Source organism: Variovorax sp. SRS16 (assembly GCF_901827165.1).
Classification (GTDB): domain Bacteria; phylum Pseudomonadota; class Gammaproteobacteria; order Burkholderiales; family Burkholderiaceae_C; genus Variovorax.
The window spans coordinates 395999-414168 of sequence record NZ_LR594669.1 but is presented as its reverse complement, the minus strand read 5'-3'; the positions used below and the strand labels follow the sequence as shown (position 1 = coordinate 414168).

The window sequence follows — 18170 nt, the reverse complement described above, 5'->3', positions numbered from 1 at the left end:
ACCATGACCACATCCGACAAGAAGATCTACGTGTCCGACGTCACGCTGCGCGACGGCATGCACGCAATCCGCCACCAGTATTCGCTGGAGCAGGTCCGCCGCATCGCGCGCGCGCTCGACGAAGCCCGCGTCGACAGCATCGAAGTGGCGCACGGCGACGGCCTGCGCGGCTCGAGCTTCAACTACGGCTTCGGCGCCCACAGCGACATCGAGTGGATCGAGGCGGTCGCCGGCGTGCTCAGGCATGCGAAGGTCGCGACGCTGCTGCTGCCCGGCATCGGCACCTTGCACGACCTGCGCGCCGCCTACGACGCCGGCGCGCGCATCGTGCGCGTGGCCACGCACTGCACCGAGGCCGACATCTCGAAGCAGCACATCGCCTACGCCCGCGAACTCGGCATGGACACGGTCGGCTTCCTGATGATGAGCCACATGAACACGCCGGCCGGCCTCGCGCAGCAGGCCAAGCTGATGGAGAGCTACGGCGCGCAGTGCGTGTACGTGGTCGACTCCGGCGGCGCGATGAACATGAACGACATCGCCGAGCGCTTCAAGGCCTTCAAGGACGTGCTGAAGCCCGAGACACAGACCGGCATCCATGCGCACCACAACCTGAGCCTGGGCGTCGCCAACAGCATGGTGGCGCTGGCGCACGGCTGCGACCGCGTCGATGCCAGCCTCACCGGCATGGGCGCGGGCGCGGGCAATGCGCCGCTGGAGGTGTTCATCGCCGCGGTGGACCGCATGGGCCTGAACCACGGCTGCGATGTGCGCCGGCTGATCGACGCGGCCGAAGACATCGTGCGCCCGCTGCAGGTGCGGCCGGTGCGGGTGGACCGCGAGACGCTGGCGCTCGGCTACGCGGGCGTGTATTCGAGCTTCCTGCTGCACAGCGAGGCGGCGGCGCAGCGCTACGGCCTGTCGGCCTTCGACATCCTGGTGGAGCTCGGTCGGCGCCGCATGGTGGGCGGCCAGGAGGACATGATCGTCGACGTGGCGCTGGACCTGCTCGACAAGGCCGCGCACCAGCACACGCATGCCGAACCCACGATGAGCGAGGCGGCATGATGACCACCGTCCAGGAAGCGGCCGCGTTGCTCGATGGCGCCGCGCATGCGCGGCACGATGTCGAACAGTTCCCGTCCGGGCAGTTCACGCTCGCCCAGGCCTACGAGATCCAGCGCGCCTCGATCCAGCGGCGCATCGAGCGCGGCGAGCGCCACAAGGGCATCAAGCTCGGCTTCACGAGCCGCGCCAAGATGATCCAGATGGGCGTCGACAGCCTGATCTGGGGCCTGCTCACGGACGCCATGGTCGAGGAGGACGGCGGCGTGGTGGACCTCGGCCGCTACATCCATCCGCGGGTCGAACCCGAAGTGTGCTTCGTCACCCGCAGGGCCATCGACGCGCCGCTCACCGCGCTGGAGGCGGCCGACTGCATCGAGGCCGTCGCGCCGGCGATGGAGATCATCGACTCGCGCTATCGCAACTTCAGGTTCAGCCTCGAGGACGTGGTGGCGGACAACTGTTCGTCGGCCGGCCTCGTGGTCGGCGCCTGGTCGCGCAACTTCGACGCCCTGGCCAACGCAGGCGTGCGCATGCAGTTCGACGGCCGCGACGTGCAGGTGGGTTCGACCGCCGCCATCCTCGGCCATCCGCTGCGCTCGATCGTGCAGGCCTCGCGCCTGCTGCATGGCGCGCAGATGAGCCTGCCCGCAGGCTCGCTGATCATGGCCGGCGCCGCCACCGCGGCCGAGGCGCTGCGGCCCGGCGTTCATGTGCAGTGCCGCATCGGCAGCGGTACCGGCGCGCTCGCAAGCGTGGCTTTCCAGGTGGCCGGCTGAGCCGGCTGCTCTCCCCCATTCATTGAAGGTTCTCTCATGACATCGTTCTCGATATCGCGTCGTCGCGCACTCGTGGTGGCCGGGCTGGCCGCAGCGCTGGCCACCAGCGCGCTGGCCGAAACCTATCCCGCCCGCCCGCTCACCCTGATCGTCCCCGGTCCGGCCGGCGGCACGCCGGACATCGTCGCGCGGCAGGTCGGCCAGCAGCTTCGAAGCGCGCTGGGGCAGAGCGTCATCGTCGAGAACCGCGCCGGCGCGAGCGGCAACATCGGCGTCAGCGCGGCGGCGCGGGCGGCGCCGGACGGCTATACGCTGCTGATGGGCTTTGCCCAGACCATGGCGATGAATCCGGTGGTGTTCAAGAAGCTGCCCTACGACCCGGTGGCCGACTTCGTGCCCATCGCGCGGCTGGTCGAGTTCGAACTGGCGCTGACGGTGCCGGCATCGGTGCCGGCCACGAACATGGCCGAGCTGCTGGCCTGGCTGAAGGCCCACGCGGACAAGTCGGCCTTCGGATCCTTCGGTGCCGGCACGCCGTCGCAGTTCGCCGGCGAGATGTTCAACCGCAAGGCCGGGCTGAAGATGGTGCACGTGCCTTACAAGGGATCGGCGCCGCTGGTGACCGACCTCATCGGCGGGCAGGTGCAGCTCGGCTTCGTGGTGCCGCAGGTCGCGATGCCGCACGTGAAGAACGGCACGCTGCGCATCATCGCGGTGACCGGCGCGCATCGCGACCCGAGCATGCCGTCGGTGCCGACCATGAAGGAGCTGGGATACGAGAACGTCGTCGCCGGTGGCTGGTACGGCCTGTTCGCTCCCAAGGGGACGCCGGCCGACGTCGTCGCTCGCCTGGACAAGGCCGTTGCCCAGGCGATGAAGTCGCCCGAGTTGACCAAGTTCATGGCCGAGCAGGACCTGAGCCCCGCCTACCAGGGCGGGCGCGACTTCGCGGCATTCCAGCAGTCGGAGATCGCACGCTGGCGCGCGGTGGCGGCCCAGACCAACTTCAAGGCCGAAGAGTGAACCCGCTGACCCAGGAGACGCCATGACATCCCAGGACAAGCCCGCCGGCGAAGCCCGTGTCGTGGCCGGCAAGGCCACCCCGCGCGGGCGCTTTCCGCACCTCAAGCGCGCAGGCGATTTCCTGTTCGTCTCCGGCACCAGTTCGCGCCGGCCCGACAACAGCTTTGTCGGCGTCGCGGTCGACGCGATGGGCGTGACCGCGCTCGACATCCGGGCGCAGACGCGCGCCGTGATCGAGAACATCCGCGACATCCTGCTGAGCGCCGGCGCGGACCTGTCCGATCTGGTCGAGACCCAGGCCTTCCTCGTCAACATGAACGACTTCGGCGGCTACAACGAAGTGTGGGCCGAGTTCTTCGACTACGACGGCCCGACCCGCACCACGGTGGCCGTGCATCAGCTGCCGCATCCCCATCTGCTGATCGAGATCAAGGGCGTGGCCTACAAGCCGCAGAAAGCCCGGGATTGACGATCACCGCTGTCAAAGGAGTTCCTCATGCTCAAGTACGGATACCCACTCAACTTCCAGCGCTGGCTGGACGACAACGCACACCTGCTGAAGCCGCCGGTGGGCAACCAGCAGATCTGGAAGGACGGCGACTTCATGGTCACCGTGGTCGGCGGTCCCAACGGCCGCAGCGACTTCCATGACGATCCGGTCGAGGAGTTCTTCTACCAGTTCAAGGGCAACGCCTATCTGCTGCTCTGGGACCAGGACCGCTACGAACGCGTCGATCTCAGGGAAGGCGACATCTTCCTCATGCCGCCGCACACCCTTCATTCGCCGCAGCGGCCCGAGGCCGGCAGCCTGTGCCTGGTCGTCGAGCGCCAGCGTCCGGCGGGCGAGGTCGACGCCTTCCAGTGGAGCTGCGCGCACTGCGGGCACCTGATCCAGCGCCACGAGGTGCTGCTGCAGAGCATCGTCGACGACCTGCCGCCGCTGTACGAGCGCTTCTACGCCAGCAGCGAGCAAGCGCGCCGCTGCACGCATTGCGGCGAGGTGCATCCCGGCCGCGATTTCCAGGCCTGGCACCGTGGCCTGCCGTCGATGGGAAGCGCGTCATGATCGACATGCACTCGCACTTCCTTCCCGCGATCACGCGGGAAGAGGCCCATGCCTTCGATGCCGAGCGCGCCCCGTGGCTCGCCGTCGAGGCGGGCCGCTCGGAAGGACAGATCATGGTCGGGGACCGGCCCTTCAGGCCGGTCTACCAGGCCCTGTGGGATCCGGACTTTCGCGTCGCCGAACTGGACCAGCAGGGCGTCGAGACGCAGATCGTCTGCGCGACCCCGGTGATGTTCGGCTACGCCTGGGAGGCCCGCAAGGCCGCCGATTGGGCGGCGCGCATGAACGACCGCGCGATCGCTTTCTGCGCCGCGCATCCGCAGCGCCTCAAGGCGCTGGCCCAGGTGCCCTTGCAGGATCTGGCGCTCGCCTGCGCCGAGGCTTCGCGTGCCAAGGCCGCGGGCTGCATCGGCGTGCAGATCGGCAACCACCTCGGCGACAAGGACCTGGACCATGAGCAACTGGTCGACTTCCTGATCCATTGCGCCGAACAATCGATCCCGGTGCTGGTGCATCCATGGGACATGATGGGCGGCAACCGCATGAAGAAGTGGATGCTGCCGTGGCTGGTGGCGATGCCCGCGGAGACGCAGCTGGGCATGCTGTCGCTGATCCTGTCGGGTGCGATGGAGCGCATCCCCGAATCGCTCAGGATCTGCTTCGCGCACGGCGGCGGCGGGTTCGCGTTCCTGCTCGGGCGCGTCGACAACGCATGGCGGCATCGCGACATCGTGCGTCAGGATTGCCCGCGCTTGCCGTCCGAATACGCGCGCCGCTTCCATGTCGATTGCGCGGTGTTCGATCCGGGCGCACTGCGCCTCCTGACCGACGTGATGGGCACCGACCGCGTGATGCTGGGCTCGGACTATCCGTTCCCGCTCGGCGAACAGCGCATCGGCCAGCTGATTCGCGACGCCGACTTCCTTGGCGGGGACGACCGGCAGCGTCTGCTGCGGGGCAACGCGCAGGCGTTCTTCGGCATCTGACGGCGGCGCCTCCGGCGCGGATCCTTCCTGCCCAGGAGCGAGGCCCACGCGGGCACCTGCGGTGTCGGCACCTGCCTGATCGAGCAGGTGCCGCTGACCTGCCACCAGACCGAGCATTTCGACGCGACGCATATCGCGCTGACCTGCACCACGGCGCCGCTGTTCGATCACAGGGGCCGGCTGACCGCGATCCTCCGGCTCGGCCGAACTCCCTGATGGAACTGGCACTCGGCGGCCTCTATTCGGAGCAGGCGGTGAAGAACGGCATCGACCACCACAAGGCCGACCTGCTGGTCTATGCGACGGGCTATGGCTCGATGAACGGCTGGCTGGCCGATCTCATCTCGCCCGAGATCGCCGACAAGGTCGGCAAGTGCTGGGGCCTGGGCTCCGACACGCCGGTGTACGAGCTCGCGCCGTCGCATCACCGGCGTTGAGGGCGCGGGGATCCTGCGTCCCTGATCCGCGCCCCGCCGAGTCCCTGCGCATGCAGGGACTTGGGGGACGCCCGAGATCCCATCCTGTCGCGTGGTGGCACACTCCGGTTCCGGCGCCGTGCCGCATTTTTCCCGCCGGCGTCACCTCAACACGCAAGGGACACCCATGACTGCCGCGAAATCCAGGATCATCTACACCCTCACCGACGAAGCGCCGCTGCTGGCGACCGCCTCGCTGCTCCCCGTCATCAAGGCCTTCGCGGCGCCGGCCGGCATCGACATCGTGACCAGCGACGTCTCCGTCGCGGCGCGGATCCTGGCGGAGTTTCCCGAGCGCCTCGCCGAGGCGCAGCGCGTGCCAGACAACCTGGCCGAGCTCGGACGCCTGACCCAGTTCCCGGACACCAACATCATCAAGCTGCCCAACATCAGCGCCTCGGTGCCGCAGCTGGTGACGGCCATCCGCGAGCTGCAGGGCAAGGGCTACAAGGTGCCCGATTTTCCGGAAGACCCCAAGACCGATGAAGACAGGGAGATCCTCTCGCACTACGCCAAGGTGCTGGGCAGCGCGGTGAACCCCGTGCTGCGCGAGGGCAATTCGGACCGCCGCGCACCGGCGGCCGTCAAGCGCAATGCGCGCAAGCACCCGCACTCGATGAGCAAGTGGAGCCCGGCCTCGCGCACGCACGTCTCGCACATGCACGGCGGCGATTTCTATGCCGGCGAGAAGTCGATCACGCTCGACCGTGCACGCGACGTCAAGATGGACCTGGTCACCAAGAGCGGCCAGACCATCCTGCTCAAGAAGAAGGTGGCGCTGCTCGACGCCGAAGTCATCGACAGCATGTTCATGAGCAAGGACGCGCTGTGCAAGTTCTACGAAGAAGCGATGGAAGACGCGCGCGAGACCGGCGTGATGTTCTCGCTGCACGTCAAGGCGACGATGATGAAGGTCTCGCACCCCATCGTCTTCGGCCATGCGGTGAAGATTTTCTACAAGGACGCCTTTGCCAAGCACGGCAAGCTGTTCGACGAGCTCGGCGTCAACGTCAACAACGGCCTGAGCAGCATCTACGAGAAGATCGAGAGCCTGCCGACGTCCAAGCGCGACGAGATCATCAAGGACCTGCACGCCTGCCACGAGCACCGCCCCGAACTCGCGATGGTGGATTCGGCCAAAGGCATCACCAACCTGAATGCGCCGAACGACGTGATCGTCGACGCCTCGATGCCCGCAATGATCCGCCAGGGCGGCAAGATGTGGGGCGCGGACGGGCGCCTGAAGGACACCAAGGCCGTGATGCCCGAAAGCACCTTCGCCCGCATCTACCAGGAGATGATCAACTTCTGCAAGACCCACGGCGCCTTCGATCCCGTGACCATGGGCACCGTGCCCAACGTCGGCCTGATGGCGCAGAAGGCCGAGGAATACGGCTCGCACGACAAGACCTTCGAGATCCCCGAGGCCGGCGTGGCCCGCATCGTCGACCTCGCGACCGGCGAGGTGCTGCTCGAGCAGAACGTGGAGCAGGGCGACATCTGGCGCATGTGCCAGACCAAGGACGCGCCGATCCGCGACTGGGTCAAGCTGGCCGTGAACCGCGCGCGCCTGTCGGGCATGCCGGCGGTGTTCTGGCTCGACGAATACCGCCCGCACGAGGCCGAGCTGATCAGGAAGGTCGAGACCTACCTGAAGGACTACGACCTGAGCGGCCTCGACATCCAGATCATGTCGCAGGTGCGCGCCATGCGCTACACGCTGGAGCGCGTGATCCGCGGCAAGGACACCATCTCGGTCACCGGCAACATCCTGCGCGACTACCTGACCGACCTGTTCCCCATCATGGAGCTGGGCACCAGCGCCAAGATGCTCTCCATCGTGCCGCTGATGGCCGGCGGCGCCATGTTCGAGACCGGCGCGGGCGGCTCGGCGCCCAAGCACGTCAAGCAGCTCGTCGAGGAGAACCACCTGCGCTGGGATTCGCTGGGCGAGTTCCTGGCCCTGGCCGTGTCGCTGGAAGACCTCGGCATCAAGACCGGCAACCGGAAGGCCAAGATCCTGGCGGCCACGCTGGACACCGCCACCGGCATGCTGCTGGACAACAACAAGGGTCCGTCGCCGCGCACCGGCGAGCTCGACAACCGCGGCAGCCATTTCTACCTGGCGCTGTACTGGGCGCAGGCGCTGGCCGAGCAGACGGAGGACAAGGAACTGCAGGACCGCTTCGCGCCGCTGGCCAGGTCGCTGGCCGCCAGCGAGCAGAAGATCGTCGGCGAGCTCAATGCCGTGCAAGGCAAGCCGGTCGACATCGGCGGCTACAACTTGCTGGACGCGGCGAAGACCGAGGCCGTCATGCGGCCGAGCGCGACCTTCAATGCGGCGCTGAAGGAATTCGTCGCCTGACGGACCGCGGCGCCGGCCTCAGAGAACCGAGAACGAAAACGACTTCTCGACATCGGCGCGGATGTGTTGAATCCGCTCCCGGTTCAACTGCTCCGCGGCCTCCGCCTCTCCGGCCTCGATGGCCTGCAGCAGTTTCTTGTGCTCGGAAATCGCGGCCTGCATCCGTCCCGGGATCAATGCGGTCCGGTTGCCCACCAGCCGCAGGCGGTTCTCGATGCCCATGACGTACTGGGTGAGCGTCTCGCTGCGCGAGCATTCGACGAGGATCCTGCGAAACGCCAGCGCCTCGTCCAGGTACTGCACCACGTTGCCGCTCTTCGCGGACGCCGTCATCCGGTCGAAAGTCTTGCGCAGCCGCGTGCGCTGTTCAGGCTGAAGCTCTTTCGCGGCCAGCCGCGCGACCAGGCCTTCGAGCACCTCGCGGATGTCGAGCAGCTCGATGATCTCGGAAGGCCGCAGCTGCGTCACGGTGACACCCACGAAGGGCGTGCGCGAGACGAGGCGCTCCACCTCGAGCTGCCGGATGGCCTCGCGGATCGGCGTGCGGCTGACGCGGTATTCCGCCGCCAGGTCCTGCTCGGTCAGCTTGTCGCCGGGGCGCAGCTTGCCGCTCAGAATGGCACTGCGGATCTTGTCGCACACCTGTTCGACGGAAAGTGCGGGGGCGTCCCTCTTCTTGGATGTTCTGGCGGTCGACGTCGGCATGCCATCGTTATACCGCACGGCCTGCGCGGCCTCGCCGTCCTCTTCAAGCACAGTATTCCGCGGCCTTGGCGGGCATCTGCAGGACGAGGACCTGGGCGCCTCGCGGGCCGGCCTCGAGCCGGCACGAAGGCTCGCGCGCGCTGAGGTAGCGGCTCTCCCAGCCGCCGAGCCACGCTGGGCCATGCCGCAGACTGCCGGCCATCGCAAAGTGGAACTGGCCGCCGGGCGCGGGCGGCGGCGCATCGATGCGGGCGTGCGGCGGCAGATACCAGGCGCATGCTTCGAGCCGGTCGGGCTGCGGGGCGATGAGGTGCATGCTGCGCGGCGCCGGCAATGCGGCCAGTTCGCCGTCGGACGCGGCCGGCAGCGGCGGCCCCTGCACGTGGCGCTTCGGACCCCGGACCATCCTGCCGCGCGCGTTCTCGATGAAGTTCGCGCCGGTCTCGAGAACGGCGCGAACCGTGAAGTAGCTCAGCCCTTCGGGACCGGCCACCACCGGCCCGTAGCCGGTGAACGCGCCCGCATAGTGCACCGAGCCCTGCGCGACCTCGTGCGCGCCCAGCCTGCCGTGGCCCGCCATGACGATCTGGAACTGGTTCTGCATGTGGAAGTGCGGGGCGAGCACCGCGCCGGCGGGTTGTTCGACCAGGAAGACGGTCGGCGACAGCGACGCATCGTCGCCGCCTTCCATCCATTCGCTGCGGTGGAACGAGAACCCGTTGGCCAGCGTTCTCGCATGCCGCGTCGCGCGCGCCCGCTCGGAGGAAGCGATCAGGATCATTCGCTCACTCCAGCTTCGCGCCCGAGGTCTTGATCACGCCGGACCAGCGCGTGACTTCGCTGCGCAGGAAGCTGCGGAACTCGGCCGCCGGTGCGGTGCGCGGCCGCCCGCCGAGCGAGACCACGCGCCTGGAGAAGTCCTCCGATTGCACGATCTTGCCGAGCTCGACGCTGAGCTTGTCGACGGCATCCCGGGGCGTGCCGGCAGGCGCCAGCAGGCCGACCCAGGGCACCATGTCGAAGCCTTCGATGCCGCTTTCGGACACGGTCGGAATGTCGGGAAGCACCGCAACGCGTTCCTTCGAGCTGATCGCGATCGCCCGGATCTTGCCCGAGGCGAGGAAGGGTTGGGCCGCCGCGATCGCATCGAACGAGACCTGCACCTGGCCGCCCGCCAGATCGGCCAGCGACTTCGATGCGCCCTGGTAGGGCACGTGCGTCATCGACGTTCCGCTGCGCCGAAGCAGCTCGCTCATCGCCAGGTGCGAGACCGAGCCATTGCCCGGCGACGAGTAGCTGAGCTGGCCGGGATGGGCGCGCAGATAGGCCAGCAATTCCGGCAGCGACTTGACGGGCAGCGCGGCATTGACCAGCAGCAGCAGGGGCGCGTCGTACATCAGGCCGATCGGCTCGAAATCCTTGATGGGGTCGTACCTCACGTTCGTGTAGAGGAAGGGATTGCCCGCCAGCGCCGCCGATGCCGACAGCGTCATCACGCTGCCGTCCGCGGGCATGCGCGCAACGGCCGCCAGCGCGATGCTGCCGGACTGGCCCGGCATGCTTTCGACGATCCACTTGCGCTCCGTGGTCTGGCTCAAGCGGTCGGCCAGCAGGCGGCCGATGATGTCGACCGACTGGCCGGGCGGATAGCCGATGATGAGCTTGCCCGGACCGGCGGCATGGGCGATGCCAAGGCCTGCGTGCAGCAGGCCCAGGCACAGTGCGAAGCTGGAGAAGGCGCGTGCGATGCGGTTCATGGCATGGTTCCTCGCGCTGCGCTCAGACGGCCGCCCGCGCCGGGCGGTCGTCCATCATCTGGATGATCGACGAGAAATCCAGGCGCCGCTTTCCGGCCTGGCAGTGCATCGCATACAGCGAGGCCGCGGCGCCGCCCAGCAGCGCGGGGGCGCCGCTGGCGATCGCGGCCTGTTCGGCCAGCCGCAGATCCTTGAGCATGAGTTCCGATGCGAAGCCGCCTTCGTAGCCGCGGTTCGAAGGCGAACTGGCGACCAGCCCGGGCTCGGGCGAATAGCTCGTCAAGGACCAGCATTGACCCGAGGAGGTGGAGGCGATGTCGAAGAACTTGCGCAGGTCGAGTCCCAGCCGCTTGGCCAGACTCAGCGCCTCCGCGACCGCCACCATCGAAATGCCGGTGATCATGTTGTTGCAGATCTTGGCCGCCTGTCCCGCGCCGGCGTCTCCGGCATGGATCACGTTCTTGCCCATGACCTGAAGCAGGGGCAGCGCGCGTGCGAAGCCCTCCTCGGTGCCGCCGACCATGAAGGTGAGCGCGCCCGCGGCAGCGCCCGTCACGCCGCCGGACACCGGCGCATCGAGCGTGGCGATGCCGCGCCGCGACAAGGCCTGGTGAAACGCCGCGCACGAGGCGATGTCGATGGTCGAGCAGTCGATGACCACGCAGCCCGGCGCGTAGGGCAGATCCTGCGGCGTCACCAGCACGTCGAGCACATGCCGGCCGCTCGGCAGCATGGACACCACGCACTGCGCGCCCTCGATCGCCGCGGCGACGCTGGTGCACGGCGACATCCCGCGTTCGGCCGCCTCGGCAAGTGCGGCGGCACTGGTGTCGAAGCAGCGGACCTCATGGCCCGCACGGTGCAAGTTCGACGCCATGGGCATGCCCATGTTGCCGAGTCCGATGAATCCGATGGTCGTCATGGTCTTGTCTCCTTGTAGGCGCAGGGGCTGCGCTATTGCATGTTGAAGATCACGGTCTTCTTGTGGGTGAAGTGGTCCAGCATCGCTTCGAGCGAGGCCTCGCGTCCGAGCCCCGACTGCTTCACGCCGCCGTAGGACAGGCCGGGCTGCACGACGATGTTCTGGTTGATCTGGACGAAGCCCGCCTGCAGCCGGCGGCTCGCATCGAGCGCGGTCTTCAGGTCGCGCGTCCAGATCGTGGCGGCCAGGCCGAAGTCGCTGTCGTTCGCCTGGGCCAGCGCGTCTTCGTAGCGCGAGAACTTGATGAAGCAGGTCACCGGTCCGAAGATCTCCTCGCGCGCCAGCCGGCTGTCGTTGCCGAGGCCGGTGAACAGCACGGGCCGCACGAAGAGCCCGTCGCGCAGCGCATCGTCCGACGGCAGGGCCGAGCATTCGATGGCCGATGCGCCGGCGCTGACGCGGCCCGCTTCGACGTAGCCCAGCACCTTGTCGCGCTGCTCCCTGGAGATGAGGGTTCCGATGTCGGTCGCCTCGTCGAGCGGATCGCCCATCTTCATGGCGTCCACCTTCGCGCGGACCTTGGCCACGAATTCGTCGTGCACGCGCTCATGCACGAAGATGCGGCTGGCCGCGGTGCAGCTCTGGCCCTGGCGCGTGAAGCGCATGCCGGCCACCGCACCCGCCACGGCGCGGTCGAGGTCCGCATCGTCCATCACGATCATCGGACTCTTGCCGCCGAGCTCGAGCGTCACGGGAATGAGCTTGTCGCCGGCCGCCTTCGCGATCAGCCGGCCGGTTTCGACCGAGCCGGTGAAGGTGATCTTGCCCACGCCGGGATGCGCCACGAGCGGCGCGCCGCACTCGGGGCCGAAGCCCGAGACGATGTTGAGCACGCCCTGGGGCAGCAGCTGATTGAGGATCTGGCAGACCCGCAGCACGGCCAGCGGCGCTTCCTCCGCGGACTTCACCACGACGCAGTTGCCGGCCACGATCGCGGGTGCGATCTTGAGCGCCATCAGCATCATCGGCGCGTTCCACGGAATGATGACGCCGACCACGCCGATCGCCTCGCGCGTCGTCACGGTGAGCATCTCGGGACTGAAGGGCACCGACTCGCCCTTGAGTTCCGAGCCGAGCCCGCCATAGAACTGGAGCGCATCGGCGACCACCGAGGCTTCGACGCGGCTTTCCGTGCGAAGGGCCTTGCCGGTTTCCAGCGCGACCAGGCGACCCAGTTCCTCCACGTGGGCATTCAGGAGGCGCGCGCATTCCGCGACGAGCATGCCGCGCTTGCGCGCGGCGATGGCCGCCCATGCCGGTTGCGCGCGCTGCGCCGCCTCGACGGCGAGGGCGATGTCCTTCGCATCGCTCGAAGCGGCCGTGCCGATCGGCAGCCCGGTCGCCGGATTGACGACGGGGAAGGTCTGGCCCGAGCAGGCGCGAACCAGCTTGCCGTCGATCAGGTTGAATCCGCTGAGCGCGTGAGCGAGCTGCTTCGGATCGGTGTCGGGATGGAGGATCTCTGTGTCCATGAGGGGCTCCTTGCTGGCGATCAACTGCCGATGTCCGTCACCACGGGCCAGCGCTTCTTCACCTTGATGATCCGTGCGCTGCCGCGGCGCACGAAGCGCTTCGTGTCGTCGACGCTGGCCTGGTAGTCCCAGACCGGCTGGATCGCATCGGGCAAGTCCTTGATGAACTGGCGGCGCGCCTGGCTGGCCAGCACGCGGCGCTTGATGTCGTCCGCATCCCAGCGCGCGAAGACCTCGGCCTTCAGGCCCGCGGTGAGTTCGGGCGAGGTCGCGGCGATGTTCCGCAGCTCCTTGGGATCGGCCGTCATGTCGTACAGCTGGTCGGGATAGCCATGCGTGTAGACGTACTTGTACCGGCCGCGCCGCAGCATGCAGCAGGGGCCGGTCACGCCCTCGGCGGTGTACTCGACGAAGGCGCTCGCATCGTCGCGCTCGCTCGCGCCTTCGACCAGCGGCCGCAGGCTCCTGCCATCGACGGGTTCCACCCACTCGGGCGTCTTGCCGTCCGCGGCGAAGTCCATCAGCGTCGGCAGCAGGTCGACGTGCGACACCGGCTCGGCGATGCGGCGGCCGCCGGCGTTGCCGGGCTGCCGCACGATCATCGGCACCTTGGCCGACCAGTCGAAGAACACGCGCTTGAACCACATGCCGCGCTCGCCCAGCATGTCGCCGTGGTCGGAGGTGAAGACGACGATCGTGTTGTCGTCGAAGCCGGTGCGCTGGAGCGTCTCCAGCAGCTTGCCCACCTTGTCGTCGATGTAGCTGACCATCGCGTAGTAGGCATGGCGCGCGCGCAGGATCTGTTCCTCGCTCGCGGTCTGCTTGTCCAGGCCGTGGGAAAACTGGATCCAGCGGCTGAGCATGTCGCGCTCTTCCATCGGGATGTCGCCGACCGTCGGCAGATTGATCTCCTCGCGCTTGTACCTCGCCAGGTACTCGGGAAGGATGTGAAAGGGCGGATGCGGATGCGTGTACGACACGCACATGAAGAAGGGCTGCTCGTCGTCGCGCGCCAGGTCGTACAGGCGCTGGACGGATTTCGCTTCCACTTCCTCGTCGTAGTCCAGCTGCAGGCTGCGAAAGCATTCGCCGCTCTCGTCGACCGTGCTCAGGTTGTGGCCGGGCGAATAGAAGCTGAACTCGCCTTCCTTCCAGTCGGCCGCCCAGCCGAAGTCGGCCGGGTAGATGTCGGTGGTCAGCCGTTCCTGGAAGCCATGCTTCTGGTCCGGCCCGACGAAGTGCATCTTGCCGGCGAGGATCGTCTTGTAGCCCTGGGCGCCGAGGTAGTAGGGCAGCGTCGGCGTCGAGGCCTCGAACTCGCACGCATTGTCGAAGGCGCCGATGCGCGTGGCGAACTGTCCGGCCAGCAGCGAAAAGCGCGCCGGCGCGCACAGCGGGAAGTTGCAGTAGGCGTTGTCGAACACGGTCGAGCGCTCGGCCAGCGCCTGCAAATGCGGTGCCTTGACGGCCGTGTTGCCGTGGAAGGGGAGGACCGGTGCCGAGAGCTGGTCGGCCATGATCATGAGGATGTTGGGCTTTTTCATTGGACTCCAATATTGCATAACGGTTGTATGCAATATAGACTCGAGCGCGTTCGAATACAAGTCTTTTTCCAGGAGACCCGCATGGCTTCAGCCCAACTTCCGCTCGCCGGCATCCGCGTGCTCGACCTGACCCGCGCCCTGGCCGGGCCCTTCTGCACGATGATCCTTGCCGACCTCGGTGCCGACGTCATCAAGGTGGAACCGCTGGCCGGCGACATGATCCGCAACTGGGGTCCTTTCGATCGCGGCACGAGCGCCTACTACCTGAGCGGCAATCGCAACAAGCGCGGCATCGCGCTCAATTTCCGCGACCCTCGCGCGCTGCAGCTGCTGCGCCGGCTGGCCGGCCGGTCCGATGTCATCGCCGAGAACTTCCGCGTCGGCGCGATGGAGTCGATGGGCCTCGACTACGACAGCCTGGTCGAAGACAACCCCGGCCTCATCTACGCCGGCATCACCGGCTTCGGCCGCACCGGCCCCGCGGGACAGCGGCCCGGCTTCGACCAGATCGCGCAGGGTTATTCGGGCCTCATGAGCGTCACGGGTTCCGAGGAGTCCGGCCCGATGCGCGTCGGCGTGGCCATCGGCGACCAGACGGCCGGCATGTGGTGTGCGATGGGCGTGCTCGCCGCGCTCAACGAACGCCAGCGCACCGGCCGCGGCCAGCGCGTGGAGACCTCGCTGCTGGCCGGGCTGGTCGGCCTCTTGAGCGTGCAGGGGCAGCGCTTCCTGAGCCTCGGCGAAGTGCCCAGGCTGGCCGGCAACACGCATCCGGTGATCTCGCCCTACGGCGTGTTCGAGGCGGCGGACGGCCCCCTGAACATCGCGCCCGCCACGACCGACATGTGGCGCAAACTCTGCGCGCTGCTCGATCTGGCTGCGCTGGTCGACGACCCGCGCTTTGCCAGCAACGCGGCCCGGATCGGGCATCGCAACGAACTGAAGCGGCTGATCGAAGACAAGCTCAAGGCCCGCACCCGCGCGGCCTGGACGCGGATGCTCATCGATGCCGACATTCCCGCGGGTCCGATCAACGACCTGTCCGATGTGTTCGCCGACGAGCAGGTGCAGCATTGCGGCTTCGTCGAGGAGGTCGAGCATCCCGAGCTCGGCACGTTGCGCCAGGTGGGCTCGCCGATCCGGCTGGAGGCGATGCAGGGCCGGTCGATCCGCAGCGCGCCGCCGCTGCTGGGACAGCACACCTTCGAGGTGCTGCGCGAGTACGGTTACGACCAGGCCGAGATCGACGCGCTGGCGCGCGAGGGCGTCGTCGCGCAAGACGCCGGCAAGGGGGCGGCATGAGCGGTGCCGGCAGTCCGACGCTGTCCATCGAGGGCAAGGTGGCGACCCTCACATTGCGCCGTCCCGACGAACACAACCGCATCGATGCCGACGATCCGCAAGTCGTGTCGCAGCATCTGCAGGAGATCGGCAAGCATCCCGACGTTGCCGTGCTGGTCCTCACCGGCACCGGCGAGAAGACCTTCTGCGCCGGCTACACGCTCACGCAGATCAGCTCGCGGCTCGACCAGCGTTTCGAAGACATGCTGGACCAGATCGAGCGCCTGCCCATTCCCACGATCTGCGCCATGAACGGCAGCGCGTATGGCGGCGGCACGGACCTGGCGATGAGCTGCGATTTCCGCATCGGCGTGCACGGCAGCCGGCTCTTCATGCCGGCCGCGAAGTTCGGCCTGCACTACTATCCCGGCGGCCTGCGCCGCTTCGTCGAGCGCATCGGACCTGCGGCGACGAAGAAGATCTTCCTGACGGCCCAATCGATCGATGCCGAGGAGCTGCTGCGCATCGGCTACCTCACGGAGCTGGTCGAGCGCGAAGCGCTGGACGGCAGGGTTCGGGCCTACGTCGAATCGATCCTGCTGTGCGAGCGCGACGCCGTGAAATCCATGAAGCAGCACATCGACGCGCTGGCGCTCGGCACCTGGTCGGAAGCCGCGGGCCGCGCGGCCTACGAGGCCTCGCTGCAGTCGACGGCGACCGCCGAACGGCTGACGGCACTGAACCGCGCACGCGAGGCCTAGCGCCCGGCGCGCGGTGCGGGCCGCGCTTCAGCTTCGCCAGGAACTCCCGCGCTCGCGCTCGAGCTTGCGCAGCAGACCGGGCCATTCGAACTTGCCGCATTCGAGGAAGCCGCCGCCGGCCAGCATCCTGCGGCCCTGTGCGCGCGTGTGTGCGATGGTCGCGTCCGACAGTTCATGCAGCGCGACGCCGCCGGCGAGCCCGTCGATCTGGTACTTGCAGGCCGTCTCCAGCCGGTGCATCCAGCAGAAGGCCTCGCCCACGCTGCGGCCCACGGTCAGCGCGCCGTGATTGCGCAGGATCAGCACCCGGCCCTCGGGCCCCAGATCCCTGACCAGCCGGTCGCGCTCGTCTTCGTCCAGCGCCGCGCCTTCGTAGTCGTGATAGCCGAGGAAGTCGAGCATCACGCAGGCCTTCTGGCTGAGCGGGCGCAGGCCCTGGGCCTGCATCGCCACCGCGTTGTTGGCACGCGTATGCGAATGCATGACGCACACCAGATCGGTCTGGGCCCGGTGGATCGCGCTGTGGATGATGAAGCCGGCCGGGTTGAGCGCGCTCGCATCGCCTTCGACGACCCGTCCTTCGAAGTCCACCTTGAGCAAGGCAGAGGCGCTCATCTCGTCGAAGAAAGTGCCCAGCGGATTGACCAGGAAATGGTGCTGCGGCCCGGGCAGGGCGACCGAGATGTGCGTGGACGCCAGGTCCGACATGCCATAGAGATCGGTCAGCTGGCAGCAGGCCGCCAGCTCGCATCGCAGGCGCCACTCGTCGGCGGACATGCCGGGCGGGGCAGGGCGCGCGCGTTCGTCTTGAGGCTTGGCACTCTTCATTTCATTCCTTTTGCTTTGGAGGTGGCTTCCGCCGCCGAGACCTTCGACATCATCGCGATCCATCTGGAGAGATCGCTCCTGACGAAGGTCATCGTCTCGGCCGGCGATGCGGTCTGCGTGATCAGGCCGATCTCGGCGAGGCCGGCCTGCATCTGCTGCGTGGCCAGTGCGTCGTTCAGGCTCTTCGCCAGCAGCGCCACGACATCGGGCGGAAGATGGTCCGGCCCGAGCAGGGCGAACCAGTTCGAGATGCCGAGATCCGGCATGCCCTGTTCGTAGACGGTGGGCACGTCGGGCAAGGCCGGGACCCGCGTCCTGGAGGTGACGGCCAGCGCCTTCATCTTGCCCTTCTGCACGTTCGCCACCACCAGCGGCACGGTGACCGACGTGAGGGCCAGGTCGCCGCGCATCAGGTCGACCATCACGTCGGGCTGCCCGCGGTAGGCGATGTGGGTCATCGCAAGACCCTGCTGGCTCTTGAGCAGCTCCATGGTGAAGAAGGGCGTGGTGCCCAGGCCGGGCGAGCCGTAGTTGATGCGGTCGCCCTGCTGTTTGGCGTAGGGCACGAATTCGCGCAGATCGTGCGCAGGCACCGCAGGACTCGCCACGATGGCTTGCGGGATGGTGCCGATCATGCCGATCGCGCTGAAGCTGGTCAGCGGATTCCAGCCCAGCGCGCTGTCGTTCGGCGGCGCCATGGTGGTCGGTCCGCTGGCGAGCACGAGGGTGTAGCCGTCGGGGTTGGCGCGGGCGGCGTAGGCATAGCCGATGCTGCCGGCCGCACCCGTCCTGTTCTCGACGATGAACGGTTGGCCGAGGCGCTCCGAGAGGCTCTGCGCGACGCGCCGCGCAATGATGTCGACGATGCCGCCGGGCGGGAAGGCGGAGATGAGGGTGACGGCATGCGCCGGATAGGGCGCCGCGCTCGCCTGCAGCATGCAGAGCCACGACACGGCCATGCCTGCAAGGACGCGTCGCGTCGCGCGGTACCGGCGCGCGTTGTGCGGCGCATGCGCCGGCGCCGATCGGATGGGGTTGTGTGCATTCGACATCGCGTAGCTCCTTTGGGGATGGACAAGG

The 18170-nt window shown here is 67.8% G+C and carries 19 protein-coding genes; 11 read left to right on the top strand and 8 right to left on the bottom strand.

Annotated features, from left to right (window positions below; translation table 11 throughout):
* Nucleotides 1-3 precede the first annotated feature (3 nt).
* From dmpG to E5P2_RS36905, 9 genes are all read left to right on the top strand, one after another.
* On the top strand, nucleotides 4-1068 hold the full coding sequence (dmpG, locus tag E5P2_RS36940) for a 4-hydroxy-2-oxovalerate aldolase (RefSeq protein ID WP_162572054.1): 1065 nt from the start codon (nucleotides 4-6) through the stop codon (nucleotides 1066-1068).
* Nucleotides 1065-1844: a 2-keto-4-pentenoate hydratase gene (locus E5P2_RS36935; RefSeq protein ID WP_443083586.1), complete on the top strand. Its 780-nt coding sequence runs from the start codon at nucleotides 1065-1067 to the stop codon at nucleotides 1842-1844. The genes dmpG and E5P2_RS36935 overlap by 4 nt, the downstream gene beginning before the upstream one ends.
* Nucleotides 1845-1880: 36 nt before the next feature.
* Nucleotides 1881-2867: a Bug family tripartite tricarboxylate transporter substrate binding protein gene (locus tag E5P2_RS36930; RefSeq protein WP_162572051.1), complete on the top strand. Its 987-nt coding sequence runs from the start codon at nucleotides 1881-1883 to the stop codon at nucleotides 2865-2867.
* 22 nt (nucleotides 2868-2889) lie between these two features.
* A complete protein-coding gene (locus E5P2_RS36925; RefSeq protein WP_162572049.1) occupies nucleotides 2890-3336 on the top strand; it encodes a RidA family protein in 447 nt (148 codons plus the stop codon).
* Nucleotides 3337-3363: 27 nt separating this feature from the next.
* Nucleotides 3364-3933 (top strand): 3-hydroxyanthranilate 3,4-dioxygenase, encoded by a 570-nt coding sequence (locus E5P2_RS36920; RefSeq protein WP_162572047.1) that lies wholly within the window; start codon nucleotides 3364-3366, stop codon nucleotides 3931-3933.
* Complete coding sequence (locus tag E5P2_RS36915; protein WP_162572045.1) at nucleotides 3930-4919, top strand: amidohydrolase family protein; 990 nt, start codon at nucleotides 3930-3932, stop codon at nucleotides 4917-4919. Before E5P2_RS36920 ends, E5P2_RS36915 begins: the two co-directional genes overlap by 4 nt.
* 87 nt (nucleotides 4920-5006) lie before the next feature.
* Nucleotides 5007-5135: a hypothetical protein gene (locus E5P2_RS38270; RefSeq protein WP_269475726.1), complete on the top strand. Its 129-nt coding sequence runs from the start codon at nucleotides 5007-5009 to the stop codon at nucleotides 5133-5135.
* Nucleotides 5135-5356, top strand: coding sequence for a hypothetical protein (locus tag E5P2_RS36910; protein ID WP_232081076.1), 222 nt, complete (start codon nucleotides 5135-5137; stop codon nucleotides 5354-5356). The genes E5P2_RS38270 and E5P2_RS36910 overlap by 1 nt, the downstream gene beginning before the upstream one ends.
* Nucleotides 5357-5522: 166 nt before the next feature.
* The gene (locus tag E5P2_RS36905; RefSeq protein WP_162572043.1) at nucleotides 5523-7760 is read left to right on the top strand and encodes an NADP-dependent isocitrate dehydrogenase; all 2238 of its coding nucleotides are present in this window, start codon (nucleotides 5523-5525) and stop codon (nucleotides 7758-7760) included.
* Between the two features lie 18 nt (nucleotides 7761-7778).
* Here the strand turns inward: E5P2_RS36905 and E5P2_RS36900 are convergent, their stop codons facing one another.
* From E5P2_RS36900 to betC, 6 genes are read right to left on the bottom strand one after another with little or no spacing between them, the layout of a single operon-like run.
* Nucleotides 7779-8465, bottom strand: coding sequence for a GntR family transcriptional regulator (locus E5P2_RS36900; protein ID WP_162572041.1), 687 nt, complete (start codon nucleotides 8463-8465; stop codon nucleotides 7779-7781).
* A gap of 43 nt (nucleotides 8466-8508) precedes the next feature.
* Nucleotides 8509-9246 carry a hypothetical protein gene (locus tag E5P2_RS36895; protein WP_162572040.1) on the bottom strand — a complete coding sequence of 246 codons (738 nt, stop codon included), beginning with the start codon at nucleotides 9244-9246 and terminating at the stop codon, nucleotides 8509-8511.
* Nucleotides 9247-9250: 4 nt separating this feature from the next.
* Nucleotides 9251-10222, bottom strand: coding sequence for a Bug family tripartite tricarboxylate transporter substrate binding protein (locus tag E5P2_RS36890; protein WP_162572038.1), 972 nt, complete (start codon nucleotides 10220-10222; stop codon nucleotides 9251-9253).
* Nucleotides 10223-10244: 22 nt separating this feature from the next.
* Nucleotides 10245-11144, bottom strand: a complete 900-nt coding sequence (gene mmsB / locus E5P2_RS36885) for a 3-hydroxyisobutyrate dehydrogenase (RefSeq protein ID WP_162572036.1) — start codon at nucleotides 11142-11144, stop codon at nucleotides 10245-10247.
* Nucleotides 11145-11176: 32 nt separating this feature from the next.
* Nucleotides 11177-12676 carry an aldehyde dehydrogenase family protein gene (locus E5P2_RS36880; RefSeq protein WP_162572035.1) on the bottom strand — a complete coding sequence of 500 codons (1500 nt, stop codon included), beginning with the start codon at nucleotides 12674-12676 and terminating at the stop codon, nucleotides 11177-11179.
* A 20-nt stretch (nucleotides 12677-12696) separates the two neighbouring features.
* The gene (gene betC / locus E5P2_RS36875) at nucleotides 12697-14220 is read right to left on the bottom strand and encodes a choline-sulfatase (protein ID WP_162572034.1); all 1524 of its coding nucleotides are present in this window, start codon (nucleotides 14218-14220) and stop codon (nucleotides 12697-12699) included.
* Between the two features lie 81 nt (nucleotides 14221-14301).
* On the opposite strand from betC, the gene E5P2_RS36870 reads away from it, so the two are divergent.
* Entirely contained in the window at nucleotides 14302-15522 is a 1221-nt protein-coding gene (locus E5P2_RS36870) for a CaiB/BaiF CoA transferase family protein (protein ID WP_162572033.1), read from the top strand.
* Complete coding sequence (locus E5P2_RS36865; RefSeq protein ID WP_162572031.1) at nucleotides 15519-16262, top strand: enoyl-CoA hydratase/isomerase family protein; 744 nt, start codon at nucleotides 15519-15521, stop codon at nucleotides 16260-16262. Before E5P2_RS36870 ends, E5P2_RS36865 begins: the two co-directional genes overlap by 4 nt.
* Before the next feature lie 27 nt (nucleotides 16263-16289).
* On the opposite strand, the gene E5P2_RS36860 is transcribed toward E5P2_RS36865, so the two are convergent.
* Nucleotides 16290-17090 (bottom strand): class II aldolase/adducin family protein, encoded by an 801-nt coding sequence (locus E5P2_RS36860; RefSeq protein ID WP_162572029.1) that lies wholly within the window; start codon nucleotides 17088-17090, stop codon nucleotides 16290-16292.
* A complete protein-coding gene (locus E5P2_RS36855; protein WP_162572027.1) occupies nucleotides 17087-18142 on the bottom strand; it encodes a Bug family tripartite tricarboxylate transporter substrate binding protein in 1056 nt (351 codons plus the stop codon). Before E5P2_RS36855 ends, E5P2_RS36860 begins: the two co-directional genes overlap by 4 nt.
* Nucleotides 18143-18170: the final 28 nt, after the last annotated feature.

Excerpts from the sequence above, each read along its gene's own strand:
- mmsB (WP_162572036.1), bottom strand. The coding sequence starts at position 11,144 with ATGACGACCATCGGATTCATCGGACTCGGCAACATGGGCATGCCCATG.
- E5P2_RS36905 (WP_162572043.1), top strand. The coding sequence starts at position 5,523 with ATGACTGCCGCGAAATCCAGGATCATCTACACCCTCACCGACGAAGCG.
- E5P2_RS36920 (WP_162572047.1), top strand. The coding sequence starts at position 3,364 with ATGCTCAAGTACGGATACCCACTCAACTTCCAGCGCTGGCTGGACGAC.
- E5P2_RS36860 (WP_162572029.1), bottom strand. The coding sequence starts at position 17,090 with ATGAAGAGTGCCAAGCCTCAAGACGAACGCGCGCGCCCTGCCCCGCCC.
- E5P2_RS36865 (WP_162572031.1), top strand. The coding sequence starts at position 15,519 with ATGAGCGGTGCCGGCAGTCCGACGCTGTCCATCGAGGGCAAGGTGGCG.
- E5P2_RS36910 (WP_232081076.1), top strand. The coding sequence starts at position 5,135 with ATGGAACTGGCACTCGGCGGCCTCTATTCGGAGCAGGCGGTGAAGAAC.
- E5P2_RS36935 (WP_443083586.1), top strand. The coding sequence starts at position 1,065 with ATGATGACCACCGTCCAGGAAGCGGCCGCGTTGCTCGATGGCGCCGCG.
- E5P2_RS36880 (WP_162572035.1), bottom strand. The coding sequence starts at position 12,676 with ATGGACACAGAGATCCTCCATCCCGACACCGATCCGAAGCAGCTCGCT.
- E5P2_RS36925 (WP_162572049.1), top strand. The coding sequence starts at position 2,890 with ATGACATCCCAGGACAAGCCCGCCGGCGAAGCCCGTGTCGTGGCCGGC.
- betC (WP_162572034.1), bottom strand. The coding sequence starts at position 14,220 with ATGAAAAAGCCCAACATCCTCATGATCATGGCCGACCAGCTCTCGGCA.
- E5P2_RS36855 (WP_162572027.1), bottom strand. The coding sequence starts at position 18,142 with ATGTCGAATGCACACAACCCCATCCGATCGGCGCCGGCGCATGCGCCG.
- E5P2_RS36870 (WP_162572033.1), top strand. The coding sequence starts at position 14,302 with ATGGCTTCAGCCCAACTTCCGCTCGCCGGCATCCGCGTGCTCGACCTG.
- dmpG (WP_162572054.1), top strand. The coding sequence starts at position 4 with ATGACCACATCCGACAAGAAGATCTACGTGTCCGACGTCACGCTGCGC.
- E5P2_RS36890 (WP_162572038.1), bottom strand. The coding sequence starts at position 10,222 with ATGAACCGCATCGCACGCGCCTTCTCCAGCTTCGCACTGTGCCTGGGC.
- E5P2_RS36900 (WP_162572041.1), bottom strand. The coding sequence starts at position 8,465 with ATGCCGACGTCGACCGCCAGAACATCCAAGAAGAGGGACGCCCCCGCA.
- E5P2_RS36915 (WP_162572045.1), top strand. The coding sequence starts at position 3,930 with ATGATCGACATGCACTCGCACTTCCTTCCCGCGATCACGCGGGAAGAG.
- E5P2_RS36895 (WP_162572040.1), bottom strand. The coding sequence starts at position 9,246 with ATGATCCTGATCGCTTCCTCCGAGCGGGCGCGCGCGACGCGGCATGCG.
- E5P2_RS36930 (WP_162572051.1), top strand. The coding sequence starts at position 1,881 with ATGACATCGTTCTCGATATCGCGTCGTCGCGCACTCGTGGTGGCCGGG.